Origin of the sequence: Campylobacter armoricus, assembly GCF_013372105.1 — a bacterium.
GTDB lineage: Bacteria > Campylobacterota > Campylobacteria > Campylobacterales > Campylobacteraceae > Campylobacter_D > Campylobacter_D armoricus.
Genome location: NZ_CP053825.1, coordinates 481,044 through 499,632 on the forward strand (window position 1 = coordinate 481,044; position 18,589 = coordinate 499,632).

The following is an 18,589-nucleotide window of genomic DNA, read 5'->3' on the forward strand; positions in this document are numbered from 1 at the left end:
AGTTAGATGAAAAAAGCAGATATTTTAGTTTTGGATTTTGGTTCTCAATACACACAATTAATCGCTAGAAGGTTAAGAGAACAAGGTGTATATGCAGAAATTTTACCTTTTAATGTAAGTTTAGATGATATTAAAGCTAAAGAGCCTAAAGGTATTATTTTAAGTGGTGGACCAGCTAGTGTATATGCAAATGATGCATATTTTTGTGATAAAGATGTTTTTGGGCTTGGTATTCCTATTTTAGGAATTTGTTATGGTATGCAACTTATGGCGCATCATTTTGGAGCAAATGTTGCCCCAGCAGGGCATAAAGAGTATGGCAAAGCAACAATAGATATTCAAAATGATAGTGATTTGTTTAAAAATTTACCAAAAAAACAAATAGTATGGATGAGTCATTCTGATAAAGTAGAAAATTTACCACAAGGTTTTGAGGTTCTAGCAACTAGTGAAAATAGTCCATTTTGTGTGTTTGGAGATGAAAAGCGTAAATTTTTTGCTTTACAATTTCATCCAGAAGTTCAACATAGTGAGTTTGGAAAAAGTATCTTGAAAAATTTTGCTAAATATGCGTGTAATTGTGATAGCGTATGGAATATGGGATCTTTTGCAAAAATACAAGCACAAAAAATCAAAGAGGAAGTGAAAAATGATAAAGTGCTATGTGCGGTAAGTGGTGGTGTTGATAGTAGTGTAGTAGCTGCTTTACTTGCAAGTGCAATAAAAGATCAAGTGGTGGTAGTTTTTGTTGATAATGGACTTTTAAGAAGTGGTGAGAAAGAACAAGTTGAGTATATGTTTAAGCATACCTTAGGAATCGATTTAATCAGTATTGATGCAAGAAAAATCTTTTTAAGCCGTTTAGCGGGTATAAAAGATCCTGAACAAAAAAGAAAAATTATAGGAAATACCTTTATAGAAGTATTTGAAGAAGAAGCAAAAAAACACAAAGATGTAAAATATCTTGCACAAGGAACTTTATACACAGATATTATTGAAAGTTCAGTTATTGGAGCTAGTAAAACTATAAAATCTCATCATAATGTAGGCGGTTTGCCTGAAAAGATGAATTTAAAACTCATTGAACCATTAAAAGAAATTTTTAAAGACGAGGTAAGAGCTTTGGGGATTGAATTAGGGCTTAGTAAAGATGTAGTATATCGCCATCCTTTCCCAGGACCAGGTCTTGCTATACGCATTATGGGTGAAGTTAATGAACCTAGTTTGGAGCTTTTGAGAAAAGCAGATGTGATTTTGATTGAAGAATTGAAAAGTAGTGGTTGGTATGATAAAACATGGCAGGCATTTTGTGTGCTTTTAAATGTTAAAAGTGTTGGAGTAATGGGTGATAATAGAACCTATGATAATGCAGTTTGTGTGCGTGTGGTAAATGCAAGTGATGGTATGACAGCCACTTTTTCTCATTTACCTTATGAGCTATTGGAAAATATTTCTCGTCGTATTATTAATGAAGTTGATGGTATTAATCGTGTGGTATATGATATTTCTAGTAAACCACCAGCAACTATTGAATGGGAATGATTATTTAGTGCAAAAATATACAAAAGCAGGTGGAAAATTTTGCCAAATAATAGGCGAAATTTCTACCTTGCTAAAAGTAGCAAAAAGCTTTTTTTTAAAAGTTTTTCCTTTTAGAGTGGGTAAAATATATGCAAAGGTCGCAAAACAACCATCTTTCTCTAGCGAACTATGAATAGAATTTAGTAAAATATTTTGTTCTTTTTCTTTTAACATTGCCCAAGGGATTCCTGATATTATTAAGTCTGCTTTGCCTATAGAGCGTTTTTCTAGCATACTTGATAAAAATTCAGCCGATTGTATTTCTATATCAATATTTTTTATATTCTGTTTTAGCTTTTTAGCCATTTGAGGATTAATTTCTATAGCAAAAAAATTAGCATTATGATTTTTTTGTTTAAGTATATATCGGGTAAAACTTCCAGTGCCAGGTCCTATTTCGACAATGTTTTTAGCATTATAAACATGGGAAGTTATAAGTTTGCTAAGTTTTTTTGAACTAGCGCAAAAAGCACCTATTTGTTTTGGATTTTTGAAATATTGATATAAAAACATTGTAATCCTATATAATTTAAGAAATTATTTATAAAATTATTGCAATTTTATAAAAACAAAGTTACAATAATGGTCTAATTTTTCTTTAAATTGAGGATTTGGATATGCACGGAAAAATAATGGTTTATGTAGATGCTACTGGTAGAGGAACAGTAATTAATCTTGCAAAAACTTTTTTTGAGTTTAACAAACATGCATGGCATGATAAAAGAAGTATGCCAACTGTTGGTATGTTTGTTGAATTTAGATCTGATGGTAAGCATATAACAGATTTACGCCCTTCAAAATTTCAAGAATTTGGAGAAAATGATTTTATTAAAGAAAGAGACTTTTGGAAAACAGATAGTGATGATGAATTAGAAGATTTGAGATTAGCAAGACGCGATGCTTATGTGCAAGAACTTTATAGAGAAACAAATTATGATGAGCTTGATAGAATTACTTTAAACTTAACAATACCACAAGCTATTCAAAGATATTTTTACAATGAAACTTTATCTATAAATGCTGTAAAAGATATAAACACTGATGAAGTTCCTTATATTATTGATTTCTTTGCTATGAAACGCTTTTTGTATAAAGCTTTAGATACTTTGCTTTTTTCTGATAATACTATCAATCAAGCAGATTTTTCTGCCATGAAAAATATCATTGTGCATTTGGAAATGGCTTTTAAAGATATGAAAGATAAACAAAAGCATATAGATATGAATCGTTTATATGATGAGGTATTTTTATCTCATCAGTGTCATTATCAAGCGCTTTTAGCATCTTTGGATAATCGTAAAAATAGAAAATTAGCATTAGAGCGTCAAATGAGTACTCTAATAAGTGATATTAAATCAAAACAAGCAAGATTGGAAGTTGAATCAGGAAAAAAACATCAAGAGTTAGAAGAACTGATAAATACAAAAAAACAAAAGTTATTGGAGATTAAAAACGAATTAGAATATTTTGCAAAGAGTATAGAAAAACTTGAAAATTTAAAAAAATCATTTTATGAAAAAAACTTTACAATTTTTGCAAATAGTTTTAATATGGCTAGAGAGAAGTTATTTGAAAAAATAAAACAAGGATTGAATGTTTGTGCAACTAAACTAGATATAGAAATTTGGAAAAAATCATTAAAATCCACTAGTATTAAAAATTCTTATTTTAAAACAGCAAGTGAAATTTCTTTTTGTACTTTATCTTTTGCTGAGCTTTATTTAAATAGACTTAATTTGCATTCATTAAATCCTAATGATCAACTTTTGCTTTCTTATGTGAAAAAGGTTAAAAAAGAATGTGAAAAAAATTTTTTAGTGGTAACCTCTAATCCAGAATTATATATTAATATGAAAATTCAAATTTTTACAATGAATCCATATTATGTTGTTAAACATGCACCTAAAAAAGTAAATTATCAAGGATTGATGAAAAATACTGAATTTGATGTGGTATATGTTGATGAAAAAACTATTTGGGCGCCTGTTGCTGATGTGATTTTAGAAGGGAAATACTTTTTAAAGAAAGATTCTAAAACAAAATTTAAAATTTTATAAAAGGCTTTTTAAACCTTATATTTATTTTTTTTAGATATAATTTTTATGCCTAAATGGTTCGATAATGGTATTAAAGAGGATCCAACACATTAATTATAAGCTGTGATGTGTGATTTACCGTGTTCTGTGACTTCGTTTGAGTTTTAAAAAACGAGAAGCTGCAGCCTTTAAAAATTACCTAATGGCAAACTTTGACTTTTTGAGGGTCAGACACTTATACTCCGGCCATTTGGGTGTTGTAAAGCTTTAAGGAAATAAATGAAAATTTTAATTTTAGGAAGTGGTGCAAGAGAATACTCAATCGCTTTAGCTCTCCAAAATACGAATGAAAATATAGAATTTTATTTTGCTCCAGGTAATGGTGCAACTGCTACAATAGGAACTAACCTTAATATGAAAGATCCAAAAGTAATCACAGCTTATGCAAAAGCCTCTGAAATAGATCTTTGCATAGTAGGGAGTGAAAACTTTTTAGCAGAGGGCATAGTAGATCTTTTTAAAGAAAATAATATTGCTATTTTTGGGCCTACTAAAGCTGCTGCTATGCTTGAAGCTTCAAAATCTTATATGAAGAGTTTTTTAAAAAAATACAAAATAAAAACAGCTAAATTTTTAAATACAACTGATTATGAAAAAGCTAAAAAATTTATTATGAGTTTAACTCCTCCTATAGTTGTAAAGGCAGATGGTTTGTGTGCTGGAAAAGGTGTGATTATAGCACAAACTTATGAAGAAGCTTTAGAGGCTACTAAAAATATGCTTAGCGGTGAAAGCTTCGGAGAAGCTGGAAAAATAGTAGTTATAGAAGAATATCTTGATGGGTTTGAATTAAGCATATTTGCAGTATGTGATGGCAAAGATTTTATTTTACTTCCTGCTGCACAAGATCATAAAAGATTATTAGATGGTGATAAAGGGCCAAATACTGGAGGAATGGGAGCTTATGCTCCAAGTATTTTAGCTAGTAATGGTTTATTAGAACAGGTAAAAAAAGATATTATAGCACCAACTCTTAGAGGTATGCAACAAGAAGATAGTGAATTTGTAGGTGTTTTGTTTATAGGGTTAATGGTGGTAAATAATAAACCTTATGTATTAGAATATAATGTTAGATTTGGTGATCCTGAATGTGAAGTTTTAATGCCATTGATTGATAATCCTTTGGATTTATTTTTGGCTTGTGTCAATAAAAATCTTGCTAATACAAAAATCCATATTAAAAATGAATTTGCAGTAGGTGTGGTTTGTGCAAGTAAAAATTATCCTTATAAAGATTCTCCTAAAGCATTAATTGACATAGGAGAAATTCCGCAAAATTCTCATATCTCTTACGCTGGGGTAAGTTTAGAAAATAACAAGCTATATGCTAGCGGTGGTCGTGTATTAGTTTGTGTAGGAACTGGAAAAAGCATCGAAGAAGCACAAAAAAATGCTTATATGCTTTGTGAAAATGTTCATTTTAAAGGAAAACAATATAGAAAAGACATCGCTTTTCAGGTTCTTAAATGAACAATCAAGAATTGTTTGATAAGCTAGAAAAAGAAGAGATAAAACTAGCAAGTTTTAGAAAAAGACTTTTAGCTTATGTTATCGATAGTTTTATAATACTATGTATAGTGAGTATTATATTATTTGATAAATTTACTTCTATGCAAACTTATGATGAAATTCATAATCTCTTAGTGCGTTTTGCTGGCGGGATTTTGATTTTGCAATTTAGTTATCATATGATATTTACTTATTTATATGGCGCTACACTGGGAAAAATAGTATTTAAAATTATGGTTATAGATCAAAATATTTTGGATAAACCAAATTTTTCACAGAGTGCTTTAAGAGCAGGCGTGAGGCAAATAAGTGATATGTTTTATGGTTTAGGTTTTGCTTGGGCTTTGAGCAATATAGTTTTAAAAACTTGGCACGATTATGCTGCTAAAACCGTGGTGATTGATCTTGCGTAAGATATTTTTATCATTAGCTTGTATTGGAAGCTTGTATGCTTCAAAGGTTGATATTTATGCTTTAGATGTGATTAAAAACAAAAATATAATAAATGCCAAAAATAATGTTGTTGTTATATCGGATTTATATTTAATTACAGCAAGTGAAGCCAAATTCAATGAAACAACCAAAGATTTGGAGCTTTTTGGTGATGTGAATATTTTAAGAGGACAAAAAGAAAGAACACATTCTTCTTATACTAAAATTAATCTTAAAGATAATTCTACAAGTTTTAAAAATTTATTCTTTTCAAATAACGATCTTGAAGTGTGGATGCAGTGTCATCAGGCTAATTTAGATGATAAATTTATCATTACAGAAAAGTCTATTGTATCAAGTTGCAATGTGGAAAATCCAGATTGGGAAATTCGTTTTAATGAAGGAAAATTAAATAAAGAAAGTAATTTTTTACATCTTTATAATGCAAGATTGTATGTCAAAAATACACCGATAATGTATCTGCCTTATTTTGGTTTTAGTGTTGATACCAAAAGGAAGAGCGGATTGTTAATCCCAGAGATTGTTTTAAAACAAAGTGAGGGTTTGTATTACAATCAACCTATTTATTATGTTATTGATGATAATGCAGATATTCAATTTGAACCTCAAATTAGAACTAAAAGGGGTTATGGTTTATACTCTACATTAAGATTTATTGATTCTCCAAATTCTCAAGGTGAGATTAGTGGAGGTATTTTTGGTGAAAAATCAAGCTACAAAAGAGATGAAAATTTAAAAAACAAAGAACACTATGGTATTGAAATAAAATACTCAAGTGAAGCTCTTTTTAAAAGCCTTTTGAGTGATGAATTTCAAGAGGGGCTTTGGGTAGATGCTACTTACTTAAACGATGTAGATTATATGAATTTAAGTTCAAGAGCTAATACAGAAGCTTCGTTAGTAACTTCAAAGATTAATTATTTTTTATCAGATAATGATAATTATTATGGAGCCTATGCAAAATATTACATAGATACTTCCAAAATAAGCAATAAAGATACCATGCAAGAGTATCCGTCTTTTCAATATCATAGGTATTTAAACGGGTTTTTTGATAATTATATACAATATAGTTTAGATACTTCATTTCATAGATATTATAGACACACAGGTATTTATGCTAAGACACTAGATTTTGATTTACCTATAATGTATCACACTAGCTTTTTGAATGATTTTTTAAATTTTACATTTACAGAAAGAATTTATGCAAATTTTGTGGATTATTCCAATACTAATATAAAAAATCAAGAACATTTATTTAGAAATTCACATAATTTTTCACTATATACAGATCTTTCTAAACCTTATGATAATTTTTATCATACTATTTATTTAGGAACTAATTATTTTTTACCAGGCGCAAAATCGGGTAAAATAACTGAAAATTTTGTTGAAATTAAAAATGAGCCTGAGCAGCTGAATTTTTCAATGTTTCAGTATTTTTATAGTGCTTTGGGTAGAAAAAAACTATATCATAGTTTAACGGCAAAATATTATATTAAAGATGGAAATTTTGGTGGTTTTGATAATACTATAGAATATTTTTATAATGATATTATTAGTTTTAGAAATGAAGCTGAATATTCTGGTATTGATAGTCGTTTTGATAAGATTTTTAGTGAAGCTTTATTTGATTATGGGGAATGGAAAGTAAGTTTAAATCATGCATATAGAATATATGAAGATGAAAAATATAACTTTTTGGGAACTAAAGCCCAATATGATATAAATGCTAATTATCAAATTTTTGGTGGTTTGTGGTTTGATCTTGGTAAAGATCCACAAAAATGGGAAGTAGGTTATACTTATCAAAGAAAATGCTGGAATTATTCTTTAATGTATAGAAAAGATGTTTCACCTAAATTAACTAGTGGTGGTATTAGCGCTAAAGATCAAAGCGGGGTGTATTTTATGTTTAATTTTTATCCGCTAGGTGGCGTTGCTTATGATTTTTCATTGGAAGAAAGTGAAAAGGCTATATAAATGATATATTTTGAAGATGAAAAAGATGCACTAGAAAGATTATGTGAGCAATTACCAATTAACAGGTTGAAAGATTATATTATCATTACACCTTCGTTAAAATCAATTGTTTTTGTAGATATGTTTGCAAAAAGATTGGAATTGTCTTATGATTTTTTATTTACAGAGCAAATAAAAGCTCCAAATAATGATGAATGTCAGATTGCTATGATTAGTGAAACCAAAGAATTGGTTTATAACGAAGCTTTGGTTAAAGCTTTTGATATAAGTTTGGATTATATCTATGGAGAAGCAAATAGAACATATGAAGAAAAAATTTTAAAAAATGTTTATCGCTATAGAAAAGGTAATCTTTTAAAAGATTTAAAAGGCAAAAATATTTTAATACTTCATGAAGGTTGTGAAAGTGGTATAACTGCTTCTTCTTGTATTAAAAGTTTGTTAAAAGAAGAGGTTAATAGTATTATATATGCTACAGCTTTAATGCCTACTGATGTGTATGATTATATTAGTGCTTTTGTAGATGAGGTTTATTGTGCTGAAAAAATCGATCATTTTGTAGATATTGAGTTTTATTTTAAAAATAAAACTATTCTACAAACTCATGAAATTTTAGAAATTTTAGAAGAAAGTCAATACTATCTTCCTTTAAAAAAGTAAATTTACATCTAAGCAACTTTATATTGCTTAGATGTAAATTTATAGACAAATAAAAAACAGGCTTTTTAAGTTTTAGCTATAAAATTTAAAAAGCTTATTTTGTTTTTGTCTATAAACAAAATACAAGGAAAAATTATGCGACATGAGATAAATATTAACAATCATCTTGAAATTTTTGATACAGATAAGGTTGCTAAACAAGCAGCTGGTGCGGTTTTAATGCAGGAAAAAAATGCTGTTGTTTTAGCCACTGTGGCTAGAGAAGATAAAATGGTAGAGGAAGATTTTTTACCACTTACGGTTCAATATATAGAAAAAGCCTATGCAGCTGGAAAAATTCCAGGTGGCTATGTTAAAAGAGAAACTAAACCTGGTGATAATGAAACTTTAAGTGCTAGAATCATAGATAGAAGTTTAAGACCGCTTTTTCCAAAAGGCTACGCTTATCCTACACAAATTGTAGTTATGGTGCTTTCAGCAGATCCTGAAGTAGATTTACAAGTGATGAGTTTAAATGCAGCAAGTGTTGCTTTGTATTTGAGTGATATTCCTATCAAGGCACCAGTTTGTGGTGTGAGAATAGGGCGTATTAATAATGAGTTTATTTTAAATCCTAGTAATAGTGAATTAAAAAATAGCTCGCTAGATCTGTATGTAGCAGGCGTTAAAGATGAGCTTTTGATGATAGAAATGAGAGCTTTGGCCAATAAACAAAATAATATCCATCATATAAATGAATTAAGCGAAGATGATACCTTAAAGGCTTTGGAATTTGCAAGTAATGCGATATTAAGAGGTTCGAATGAATACGAAAAAGCATTTGCAGCTTATAGAAAAAATTCTAATCTTGAATTTAAAACAGAGTCAGATAATGCTGAAATAATTGAATATATAAAAAATTCTTATATGGCAAAACTTAAAATTGCTATAAATCAAATGGCAAAAAGTGAAAGAGCTAGTGAAATTTTACAAATCGCAAGAGAAATAGAAAAAGAAACCACAGCTATTCAAAATGAATGGTCTTTTGAGAATATAGAAAAAGCTTTACTTGAGTGTAAAAGAGAGTTAATTAGAAGTCAGATTATCAACGAAAATAAAAGGGCTGATGGTAGAGGCTTGAAAGATGTTAGAAAAATTGACATTGAGACCAATATCCTACCAAATGCACATGGCTCTTGTCTTTTTACTAGAGGACAAACTCAAGCTTTGGTTGTTGCTACTTTGGGTGGAGATAGTGATGCTCAAATGTCAGATTTGCTAACAGAAAAAAATCCAATATGTGAAAAATTTATGGTAAATTACAATTTTCCAGGTTTTTCTGTAGGGGAGGCTAGCCCTATTAAAGCTCCAGGTAGAAGGGAATTAGGGCATGGAAATTTAGCAAAAAGAGCTTTGCATCCTAGCGTGGATGGTGAGTATGCTCACACCATACGCTTAGTTTCTGAAATTTTAGAAAGTAATGGTTCAAGTTCTATGGCTACTGTGTGTGGTGGTGCATTAGCACTAAGAGCTGCTGGGGTTCCTAGTGAAAAATTAATAGCAGGTGTGGCAATGGGGCTTATTTTTGAGAATGAAAAATATGCTATTTTAACTGATATTATGGGACTTGAAGATCATGATGGGGATATGGATTTTAAAGTTGCTGGAAGTTTAGAAGGAATTACAGCTTTGCAAATGGATATTAAACTTGGTGGTATAGAACAACATATCTTAAAACAAGCATTATATCAAGCTAAAGAAGCAAGAGAATATATTCTATCTTTAATGGAAGAGGCAAATAATAAGATTATTGTTAATACTTCCATTTTACCAAAGATTGAGGTATTTTATATTGATGCTAACAAAATTCCTGATATTATAGGTCAAGGTGGCAAGACTATAAAAGAAATTATAGAAAAATTTGAGGTTAATATAGACTTAGATAGAGAAAAAGGTGAAGTAAAAATATCTGGTTTAAATCAAGACTTAATTAGTCAAAGTAAAGAATATATCTTAAATTTAATACAATCAAAACCAACAAAAACAAAACGCGATAAAAAAGAAATGCCTAAATTTGAAATAGGTGAAGAATTTGTAGGGAAAGTTCAAAAAGTTATGGATTTTGGAGTATTTGTTGAGCTTAAAGAGGGTGTAGATGGTTTATTACATAATTCTAAAATAAAAGAAAAGTTAGAATTAGGCAGTGAGGTAAAAGTTAAAGTTTTAGAAATAAAAAATGGAAAAGTTTCGTTAGATTTAGCATAAGAAATTAAGCATATTAAAAAATATGCTTAATTTTAATTTTAAACCTTGACAAAAATATATTCTTTTGGCATAATTTCATTTTTTTGGTTGTCTCGTTAGCTCAGCCGGTAGAGCATCTCCCTTTTAAGGAGGGGGCCGTTGGTTCGAATCCAACACGGGACACCACAGAAATCTTTACATATGGTCGCTTAGCTCAGTTGGTAGAGCGCCACCCTTACAAGGTGGATGTCATAAGTTCGAGTCTTATAGCGACCACCATTCTTTATGTTTATATAGTGCGGCGGTAGTTCAGCTGGTTAGAATATCGGCCTGTCACGCCGGAGGTCGCGGGTTCGAGCCCCGTCCGCCGCGCCATTGTCTCGTTAGCTCAGCCGGTAGAGCATCTCCCTTTTAAGGAGGGGGCCGTTGGTTCGAATCCAACACGGGACACCACAGAAATCTTTACATATGGTCGCTTAGCTCAGTTGGTAGAGCGCCACCCTTACAAGGTGGATGTCATAAGTTCGAGTCTTATAGCGACCACCATTCTTTATGTTTATATAGTGCGGCGGTAGTTCAGCTGGTTAGAATATCGGCCTGTCACGCCGGAGGTCGCGGGTTCGAGCCCCGTCCGCCGCGCCATTGTCTCGTTAGCTCAGCCGGTAGAGCATCTCCCTTTTAAGGAGGGGGCCGTTGGTTCGAATCCAACACGGGACACCACTAATTGACCCTTTCGTCTAGTGGCTCAGGACATCACTCTCTCTGTGTGGTAACAGAGGTTCAAATCCTCTAGGGGTCGCCATAAAGCATTTTGTTGTTCTTGTATTAATTTTGTTATATGGTTTATTTTTATCTTGAAAATATTTAAAATTTATTATATAATCTCATCGTTTTTTTATGTTTTACGCTATATTTATTGCTTTAGTTAAATTGTTGTAAAAAAAGGATTTTTTATGATTAAATGGGCAAATGAGTATAGTGTTCATAATAAAATTATAGACGATCAGCACAAAGCTTTATTTGAGATTGCAAAAAAAGCTTATCTTATAGCTGAAAACCACGCGAGTATAAGTGAAATAAAATCTGTCTTGAGTGAGCTTTTTGATTATATAAAAACGCATTTTAAAGACGAAGAAGCTTATATGGAAAAAATTGCTTATCCAGATTTAGCACACCACAAAAAAATTCATCAAGAAATCACTAACTCTTTAATCACTTTGGTAAAAAATATCAAAACAATAAATGGATTTAAAGAACAACTAAATGTTATTACTGAAAAATGGCTTTTGGAGCATATTTTAAAAGAAGATATGAAATATTATAAATACGAAAAACAAAAATTAAAAGAAAAACAAGGATATAGTTTTGAAGAAGATACTTTAACCATAGAGACAAGTACTAACCCCCCCCCTCCTAAATATGTCATTTATATTTGTGGTTGCATAAATGAAAAGCATAAAATCCCACATAGTTTGCATCTTCAGATTTTAAATGGTGCAAAATATAATTGTAAAATATGTAAAAAAATCATCCGACCACAATAAGAGTTTTAAATGGAAGCTTTTCCTGTTTGGAGTGATAAATATAGTGTAAAAAATGCTGAAATAGATTTACAGCATAAGACTCTTTTTATTTTGGCTGAAAAAACTGCTAAACTTTTAAATAGGCATATATATAAAGCAGAAATAAAAGAATTATTGGGTGAATTTTTTGATTATATGAAAACTCACTTTAAAGACGAAGAAGCTTATATGCATTCTATTAACTATCCTTATATTATAGAACATAAAGCTATGCATAAAAAGATTATTAAAGATATGAGTGCATTATTAGGCGATTGTTCTAGTACAAATGATTTAAAAGAAAAACTTTATAAAATAGTATCTGTTTGGCTTTTAGAACATATAGTAGAGCATGATATGAGAATTAATAAATTTAAACAAAGTCAAGAAAAACAGATTGTAGAAGAAAAAGAAAAAGAAGAGACATTCGAATATATATGCGGTTGCAAAGATATGATACATAAACTTGATTATGGTTTACATATAAAAATTAAATATTTAAATATAGCATATAAATGTAAAAAATGTTTTAAAGAATTAACTTTTAATCATATAGAAGAAAAAACAGACTGAAAAAACTTCAGTCTATTGACTTCTCTCCTTAAATATCCATAATTTGTTTATCAAATTTATAATAAAATTATTTTTAATTTATTAAGCTTAAATTTATAAACATAATATTAACATTCTAAGTATATTTATAAATTATTAGTAGTTACATTACTAATTTACTTAAAAAAGCAATAAAAGCAATAAAAAACAAAAAAAACATTAACAAATTTATAAAAGGATTTTTTATGTGTAAAACTAACTTACACCCTATGGGGGGGGGGAATGGTAATTTTTGTTTTAACCTACATTCTTTAAGTAATAACTCTTTTAAGTCTTTTAAAAACTCTAAAATTTTAAAACTTTCTTTACTAACCATTCTTTCACTAAGCTCTTTGCAAGCAGCCACACAAGCAAATTATGATAATGCTTTAAAAGCTTATGTAATTAAAAAGCATAGTTTTAATGATGAAAGTGTATATGATAGTATTAATAATACTTATAAATACTTAAATGGTATAAACTTTTATGGTCAAATGGCTACTAATAAAAATCTTTCTAATATCACTTTAATTTATGATAATCCCAAATCTAAAGCTATGAATTATAGTGATATGAAATTAAAACAAGAAATCCTTACTCCAAGTATTAAAGAAGATATCTTTGTAGTAAATGGCTTTCATGGGGCATATTCAATAAATGAAACCATTAATCAAGTAAGCTATATACCTTTTTTAGCTTCTGCTTATGTATTTAATGCTAAAGCAAACAATAACACCTTAACCTTAAAAGCAGGAGAGCTTTCTTCAGTATATTATTTAAAACCTAGCAATAAAGAAGTAATGAATCCTAAAGCTACAGGTTTAGATAATAAATATAATTTTTTAATCACTCCAGCTATAGCAAGAAAAGGTGAAGCTAGCAATAATACTTTAAATTTTTTAAAAGATGCTTATGTGAATATGGGTGTTGAAAACACCTATACCTTACCTTTAAATGGAGCTCCTTATGTAGTGGGTGCTTTTGGTATAGATGCAAATACTAATAATAATAGTGTTATTTTAAATAAGGGAGTAAAGATAGACTTTCATACTACCCCTTATAGACAAAGCTTAATGGGTAAGAGTGTATTTGATGAAAGAATGACTCATATATTAGGTGCTATTACTTATAATGGGAATGCTAAAAGAAATAAACTTATTATAGATGGAGCTTCTTTAGTAGTTCATGGACCAAGTGGAGCATATTCAACTTCAGCTGCTACACATTTGGGTGGAGCCTTTGTAGATGTTAATAATAATCAAAACTATGAAGTTAGTGAAAACTCTATTTTAATCAATGATTTAAAACTTGATTTAAGAGTAGATACTAAAAATACCCCATTAGCTTATAATGCTATATTAAATGGAGAAATCTATGGTGGTAAAATCATACAAGGTAGTGCTAATAAAAACACTATAGAGATTAAAGACTTACAAACCTTATTAGCTTTAAATACTAATATAGAAGTAAAAGCACTCCTAGACTTTTATGCAGGATTTGCAAATAATGGTTATGCTAATGATAATACTATTAATGTTCATCTTAAAAAGCCTTTTGAGATTAATGCTAATTATACAGGTAAGAATGAATTTAATCTTTATGGAGCTTATGCTAGTAAGGGTGCTAATAGAAATAGTGTGAATATAAAAGGGGATTTAACCCAAGAAAGTGTAGTAGAAAACTATCAAGATCAAATCCAAATTACAGCTGCTAAAGTATCAAGTGGTAAAGCAGATAATAATAAAATTAATCTAAGCTCATCTAATGTATCTATACCTTTATATATTTATGGGGTTAGTAAAACTACTTTAGATGATAAAGATTATTATGCTAAAACAGCAAGTAATAATTCAATCAATCTAAAAGAAGTAAAATCAGGTAAAAACCTAACCACTATTATAGAAGCTGATAATTTAGAAAAAAATACTATCAATTATGATTTAGTGCAATCTTTATCTAATGCTTCTAATATAGATAAAGGCTCTAAAATCATTTTAAGAGCTAATGAAAATGCTAATGAAAATACTTTAAATATTAAAGATTATTCAAGTGCAGCTCATGATAATATATATATTATTAGAGCTTATAACGAAAGTGCTAATAATAATATGTCTTTTATAAACCTTGCTTTAGGAACAGCTTCTGATACAAGAGAAGGAACAGCTGTTATTAGTGCAGGTATTGCTAAAAACACTCATGATAATTATACTCATATAGCTAATTTAAATATAGATGAGTATAAAAACAATGATGCTATTTTTATAGGTGCTTCAGCTATTTATCATCAAGATGATAAAAGCTATGATAATACTTTATATTTAAGTGGTAATACTAATATATTTAATAATACTTATATAGATGTATTAGCAGGAAGCTTTATACATACTCAAGATGATAATAATAAATTTTACTCAAAAGCTCTTACTCATAAAAGTGGCACTAATAATCATCTTTATTTAAATACTAATATAAAAGCTAAATTAGTTAATTACTTTGATCATTATAGCTTTATATTAAAAGATAATACTAAAAATTATCTAAATACTAAAGAAGCTATTCATCTAAGTGAAAAAACTTCTATTAATGTTTATACCAGCAATACTTTAAAAAATAAAAGCTTTATTCTAATGCAAAGTGAAAAAGGCTTTGTAGATGAAAACAATAAACACTTAAATCAAAAAGATTTACAAAGCTTATTAGACATTATCACTAAAAACCATCAAAGCTTACATAAAAACATTAAAACAAAAGTTCAAAAGGCTAAATACACTCTAAGTGTAAGTAAAGATGCAAAAAGCATAGTAGTGAATTTAAATTAAACAACAAAGATAAAAACTAGAAAGGATTAATTATGAAAAAGTTAGCAAATCATATCATACTTTCAGGTGTAACTGTATCAATGCTTTTTTCTCCACTAATGGCTCTACCTAGTGGAGGTAAATTTACTCATGGAACAACAGGAACTATAAACAAACCAAACAACAATACTTTAAATATACATGGTAATGGAACAAACTCTGTTATTCAATGGGGGGGGGGATTTAGTATAGGTAAAGGTGAAAGTGTAAATTTTAATGGAAACAATAAAAACTACCTAAACATTGCTCATGGAACAAGTAAATCTACTATAGATGGATTATTAAATGCAAATGGTAATAATGTATTTTTAATCAATCCTAATGGAGTAATCATTACTAAAAATGGAACTATCAATGCTAATCGCTTTGTAGCTTCTACTTCATCGATGAGTAATGAAGATATGAATAAATTTGCAAAGTTAAGCTTTAATGATGGCTTAAGCTTTTCACCAGTATTTAAACCACAAAAAGCTGGTAATGTAGTCAATATGGGTAATATTAATGCAGATAGTCTTTTATTTCAAGGAAATAAAATACTTTTAGATGCTGATACTAATTGGGATAAAGAACATAATGGCGTTAAATTTGGAATAATCAAAGCAAGAAACATAACTTTAGAAGGTGATGAAGTTCATGTTAATGTTGCTAGTATAGATGGAAGCGTAGAAAATCCTGAATTTTATTTAGAAAAAATAAAAGTTATAGGAAAAGGACAAGCTTATTTAGATGCTACTGGATATTACTATAATACGAGTTCTGGAAGATCGTTAAGTCTTTTGAGAATTGATAATAGTAATAATAAATCTTTTAAAGTGCACAATTATATCGGTATAAGTTCTGTACGAGATTGGTGGCATTTTGCTAAAGGGTGGAATGAAGATAAAGCAGGATTTAGAACTAGTGCTAGTGAATATAGACTAACTAAGGATATAGATTTTGGTGGTAATTGTAATAGTCGTGGCGAATGCACCGGTCAAAACTATGCTAATTATTGGATAGACTTAAATGGTGATGGGCAAAAACAAGATAATGAATACACTAGCATGATAATTGGTTATGGTGATGAAAATTATTTTAATAAAAAATTTGATGGACAAGGTTTTACCTTAAGTAGTATGTATATTGACACAACAGCATTGGAAAACAAGCCTCAATATGTAGGTATTTTTGGAAAAATTTATGGTGATTTTAGTGTGCATAATTTAAATGTAGACTATAATCAAGGCTATATTAAAACAAATAATGCACAATATGTTGGAGGGCTTGTTGGTGCTGCAATAAGAAAAGAGCATAGTAATAGTTTTTCAGAATTTAAAAATATAAATATAAAAAATATTAGCTTTATTGATGCTAAAAGTAATTCTGATTTGTATGTTGGTGGCTTTACTGGTATATTAAATAATGCTAGAGTAGATAATATAGAGCTTTATGGGATAAAAACCATAGTCGCTACAGGGGTTGGAGGAGTTAATCTTGTAAGAGCTGGCGGTTTTGTTGGTAGGTTAGAATATGTAAATCGAGATAATCCTATAGAAATTGCATATGATACTATAAAAATTAAAGATATAGATTCCATCAAATCGACTTTTGATTGTGATAGGTATTGTGGAGAAGCTTATGCTGGCGGTTTTGCTGGGGATATTCTTGTAAATGATTCTTATTTTAAAATGAAAAATATCACACTAGAAGATATAGGTAATATTGAAGCAAATACAAAAGGATATCTATCTACAGCTGGTGGTTTTTTTGGAAATGGAGAATTTAATATTTTTAATTTCGATGATCAGTACAACATGGATAATGTTCTTATTGAAAATATAACCATGAAGAATATTGGAAATATTAAATCTATAGCTTCAAATCAAGCATATAGTGGAGGATTTTTTGGAGATTATCGAAATTCTTATGACTTTAAAACATCTTTTGAGAATATTTTTATTTATTTTAAACCAGATTCTAGTATTGTAGCAAATGGTAGTGTTGCAGTAAAAGATATTTTTGGTAATAAAATAAACAGTAAAAATCAAAATATTTTCATATATCATAAAAATTTAGATGGCACCAATAACAATGGAGTAACAGAAAGAAAATATACCAATGATGAACTAATGAGTGAATTTAATGAAAAAATTCAAAGCATAAAAACTCCAAATATTGAAAAACCTAGTGAAATTTTTAAGCCAGATTTATCAGACATAGGAAATATACAAAATGAAAAAGTTGAGTTTCAAAAAGAATGGTACAATAAAGAAGTAGTTCAAGCTATATTAGATGATATCTTAAATGGAAAATATAGAGTAAGTATCAATAAATTTGGTGAGATTGTATTTTATGTGAGTACTGTAGATGGAGTTGAGATTACGCTAGATTCTATTAAGCAAAGTTTGGATTTTCTTGATACACTCAAAGATAAAAATTCAGGATTTGAATCAAGTGAAAAATTAAAAGATATTTATGCAAAATACAACAAAGCTTTAAAAATAAAAGATGAGTATGTGGCAGCTCAAGAACATCTTTTTAAAGATGGTAAAAATTCTTTTTATGAAACTTATGCAAAATATCAAAAAGAATTAGAAATTTATAATTCTTATGTTAAAGAAATAGAAGCAGGTAAAAGAAAAATAAACGATCCTGAATATCTAGCTAGTTTTGATAAAATCAACTCTTTAGCAACAATATTGAAAAATCAAAGAGATGTAGTAAATAATATAGCAACTAAGCTTAATGATGAAAATATAGCAAAAAATGAATATGGTTATACTAATTTTAAATTTTTGGGTGATTTTGCATTAGATTTTGTACATAACCCGCAAAGCCCTGATGTGGATAATCCAAACAAACCTGAACTTCCTGAAACTGATATGAATTTTGAACAAACAGCCTCACTTAATCTAATAGGTGATGAAGCTTTAGAAGAAGAAGATGAAAAGCAAGAAGTAGAAGAAGCTTCTATGAAACAAAGATCAAGAACTTGCATAGTAAGTGATAATTATAAAACTATGAATCCTTGTGTGGTAGGGGAATGTAGTCTAATAAACATATAAAACAAACACTAGGATTTATCCTAGTG

The 18,589-nt window shown here is 29.2% G+C and carries 12 protein-coding genes and 8 tRNA genes; 19 read left to right on the forward strand and 1 reads right to left on the reverse strand.

What is annotated here, in order from left to right:
• Window positions 1-6: 6 nt before the first annotated feature.
• Window positions 7-1,542, forward strand: coding sequence for a glutamine-hydrolyzing GMP synthase (guaA, locus tag CARM_RS02515; RefSeq protein WP_139426712.1), 1,536 nt, complete (start codon window positions 7-9; stop codon window positions 1,540-1,542).
• On the opposite strand, the gene CARM_RS02520 is transcribed toward guaA, so the two are convergent.
• The gene (locus CARM_RS02520; RefSeq protein ID WP_139426714.1) at window positions 1,543-2,094 is read right to left on the reverse strand and encodes a class I SAM-dependent methyltransferase; all 552 of its coding nucleotides are present in this window, start codon (window positions 2,092-2,094) and stop codon (window positions 1,543-1,545) included.
• A gap of 104 nt (window positions 2,095-2,198) precedes the next feature.
• Between CARM_RS02520 and CARM_RS02525 the strand changes: the two genes are divergently transcribed.
• The 18 genes from CARM_RS02525 (at window position 2,199) to CARM_RS02610 (ending at window position 18,563) form a co-directional block, all read left to right on the forward strand.
• Window positions 2,199-3,638: a hypothetical protein gene (locus tag CARM_RS02525; RefSeq protein ID WP_139426715.1), complete on the forward strand. Its 1,440-nt coding sequence runs from the start codon at window positions 2,199-2,201 to the stop codon at window positions 3,636-3,638.
• A gap of 258 nt (window positions 3,639-3,896) precedes the next feature.
• Window positions 3,897-5,147, forward strand: a complete 1,251-nt coding sequence (gene purD / locus CARM_RS02530) for a phosphoribosylamine--glycine ligase (RefSeq protein WP_139426717.1) — start codon at window positions 3,897-3,899, stop codon at window positions 5,145-5,147.
• Window positions 5,144-5,599, forward strand: a complete 456-nt coding sequence (locus CARM_RS02535) for an RDD family protein (RefSeq protein ID WP_139426719.1) — start codon at window positions 5,144-5,146, stop codon at window positions 5,597-5,599. The genes purD and CARM_RS02535 overlap by 4 nt, the downstream gene beginning before the upstream one ends.
• Window positions 5,589-7,625: an LPS-assembly protein LptD gene (locus tag CARM_RS02540; RefSeq protein ID WP_412842207.1), complete on the forward strand. Its 2,037-nt coding sequence runs from the start codon at window positions 5,589-5,591 to the stop codon at window positions 7,623-7,625. The genes CARM_RS02535 and CARM_RS02540 overlap by 11 nt, the downstream gene beginning before the upstream one ends.
• The gene (locus CARM_RS02545; RefSeq protein WP_139426723.1) at window positions 7,626-8,285 is read left to right on the forward strand and encodes a phosphoribosyltransferase; all 660 of its coding nucleotides are present in this window, start codon (window positions 7,626-7,628) and stop codon (window positions 8,283-8,285) included.
• 135 nt (window positions 8,286-8,420) lie between these two features.
• Window positions 8,421-10,529: a polyribonucleotide nucleotidyltransferase gene (locus CARM_RS02550; protein ID WP_139426725.1), complete on the forward strand. Its 2,109-nt coding sequence runs from the start codon at window positions 8,421-8,423 to the stop codon at window positions 10,527-10,529.
• A gap of 89 nt (window positions 10,530-10,618) precedes the next feature.
• Window positions 10,619-10,694: transfer RNA gene (locus CARM_RS02555), tRNA-Lys, on the forward strand.
• A gap of 17 nt (window positions 10,695-10,711) precedes the next feature.
• Window positions 10,712-10,787 (forward strand) — tRNA-Val (locus CARM_RS02560).
• Between the two features lie 19 nt (window positions 10,788-10,806).
• A tRNA-Asp gene (locus tag CARM_RS02565) sits at window positions 10,807-10,883 on the forward strand.
• Between the two features lie 2 nt (window positions 10,884-10,885).
• Window positions 10,886-10,961, forward strand: a tRNA-Lys gene (locus tag CARM_RS02570).
• A gap of 17 nt (window positions 10,962-10,978) precedes the next feature.
• Window positions 10,979-11,054 (forward strand) — tRNA-Val (locus CARM_RS02575).
• A gap of 19 nt (window positions 11,055-11,073) precedes the next feature.
• A tRNA-Asp gene (locus CARM_RS02580) sits at window positions 11,074-11,150 on the forward strand.
• 2 nt (window positions 11,151-11,152) lie between these two features.
• A tRNA-Lys gene (locus tag CARM_RS02585) sits at window positions 11,153-11,228 on the forward strand.
• Window positions 11,229-11,234: 6 nt separating this feature from the next.
• A tRNA-Glu gene (locus CARM_RS02590) sits at window positions 11,235-11,310 on the forward strand.
• Between the two features lie 151 nt (window positions 11,311-11,461).
• Complete coding sequence (locus tag CARM_RS02595; RefSeq protein WP_139426727.1) at window positions 11,462-12,052, forward strand: bacteriohemerythrin; 591 nt, start codon at window positions 11,462-11,464, stop codon at window positions 12,050-12,052.
• 9 nt (window positions 12,053-12,061) lie between these two features.
• Window positions 12,062-12,643 carry a bacteriohemerythrin gene (locus CARM_RS02600; protein ID WP_139426729.1) on the forward strand — a complete coding sequence of 194 codons (582 nt, stop codon included), beginning with the start codon at window positions 12,062-12,064 and terminating at the stop codon, window positions 12,641-12,643.
• Window positions 12,644-12,867: 224 nt separating this feature from the next.
• Window positions 12,868-15,480 carry a hypothetical protein gene (locus CARM_RS02605; RefSeq protein ID WP_139427341.1) on the forward strand — a complete coding sequence of 871 codons (2,613 nt, stop codon included), beginning with the start codon at window positions 12,868-12,870 and terminating at the stop codon, window positions 15,478-15,480.
• 32 nt (window positions 15,481-15,512) lie between these two features.
• A complete protein-coding gene (locus tag CARM_RS02610; RefSeq protein ID WP_176300989.1) occupies window positions 15,513-18,563 on the forward strand; it encodes a two-partner secretion domain-containing protein in 3,051 nt (1,016 codons plus the stop codon).
• The last annotated feature ends 26 nt before the right edge of the window (window positions 18,564-18,589 follow it).

Coding starts and splice junctions, on each gene's coding strand:
- guaA (WP_139426712.1), top strand. CDS start 7: ATGAAAAAAGCAGATATTTTAGTTTTGGATTTTGGTTCTCAATACACA.
- CARM_RS02520 (WP_139426714.1), bottom strand. CDS start 2,094: ATGTTTTTATATCAATATTTCAAAAATCCAAAACAAATAGGTGCTTTT.
- CARM_RS02525 (WP_139426715.1), top strand. CDS start 2,199: ATGCACGGAAAAATAATGGTTTATGTAGATGCTACTGGTAGAGGAACA.
- purD (WP_139426717.1), top strand. CDS start 3,897: ATGAAAATTTTAATTTTAGGAAGTGGTGCAAGAGAATACTCAATCGCT.
- CARM_RS02535 (WP_139426719.1), top strand. CDS start 5,144: ATGAACAATCAAGAATTGTTTGATAAGCTAGAAAAAGAAGAGATAAAA.
- CARM_RS02545 (WP_139426723.1), top strand. CDS start 7,626: ATGATATATTTTGAAGATGAAAAAGATGCACTAGAAAGATTATGTGAG.
- CARM_RS02550 (WP_139426725.1), top strand. CDS start 8,421: ATGCGACATGAGATAAATATTAACAATCATCTTGAAATTTTTGATACA.
- CARM_RS02595 (WP_139426727.1), top strand. CDS start 11,462: ATGATTAAATGGGCAAATGAGTATAGTGTTCATAATAAAATTATAGAC.
- CARM_RS02600 (WP_139426729.1), top strand. CDS start 12,062: ATGGAAGCTTTTCCTGTTTGGAGTGATAAATATAGTGTAAAAAATGCT.
- CARM_RS02605 (WP_139427341.1), top strand. CDS start 12,868: ATGTGTAAAACTAACTTACACCCTATGGGGGGGGGGAATGGTAATTTT.
- CARM_RS02610 (WP_176300989.1), top strand. CDS start 15,513: ATGAAAAAGTTAGCAAATCATATCATACTTTCAGGTGTAACTGTATCA.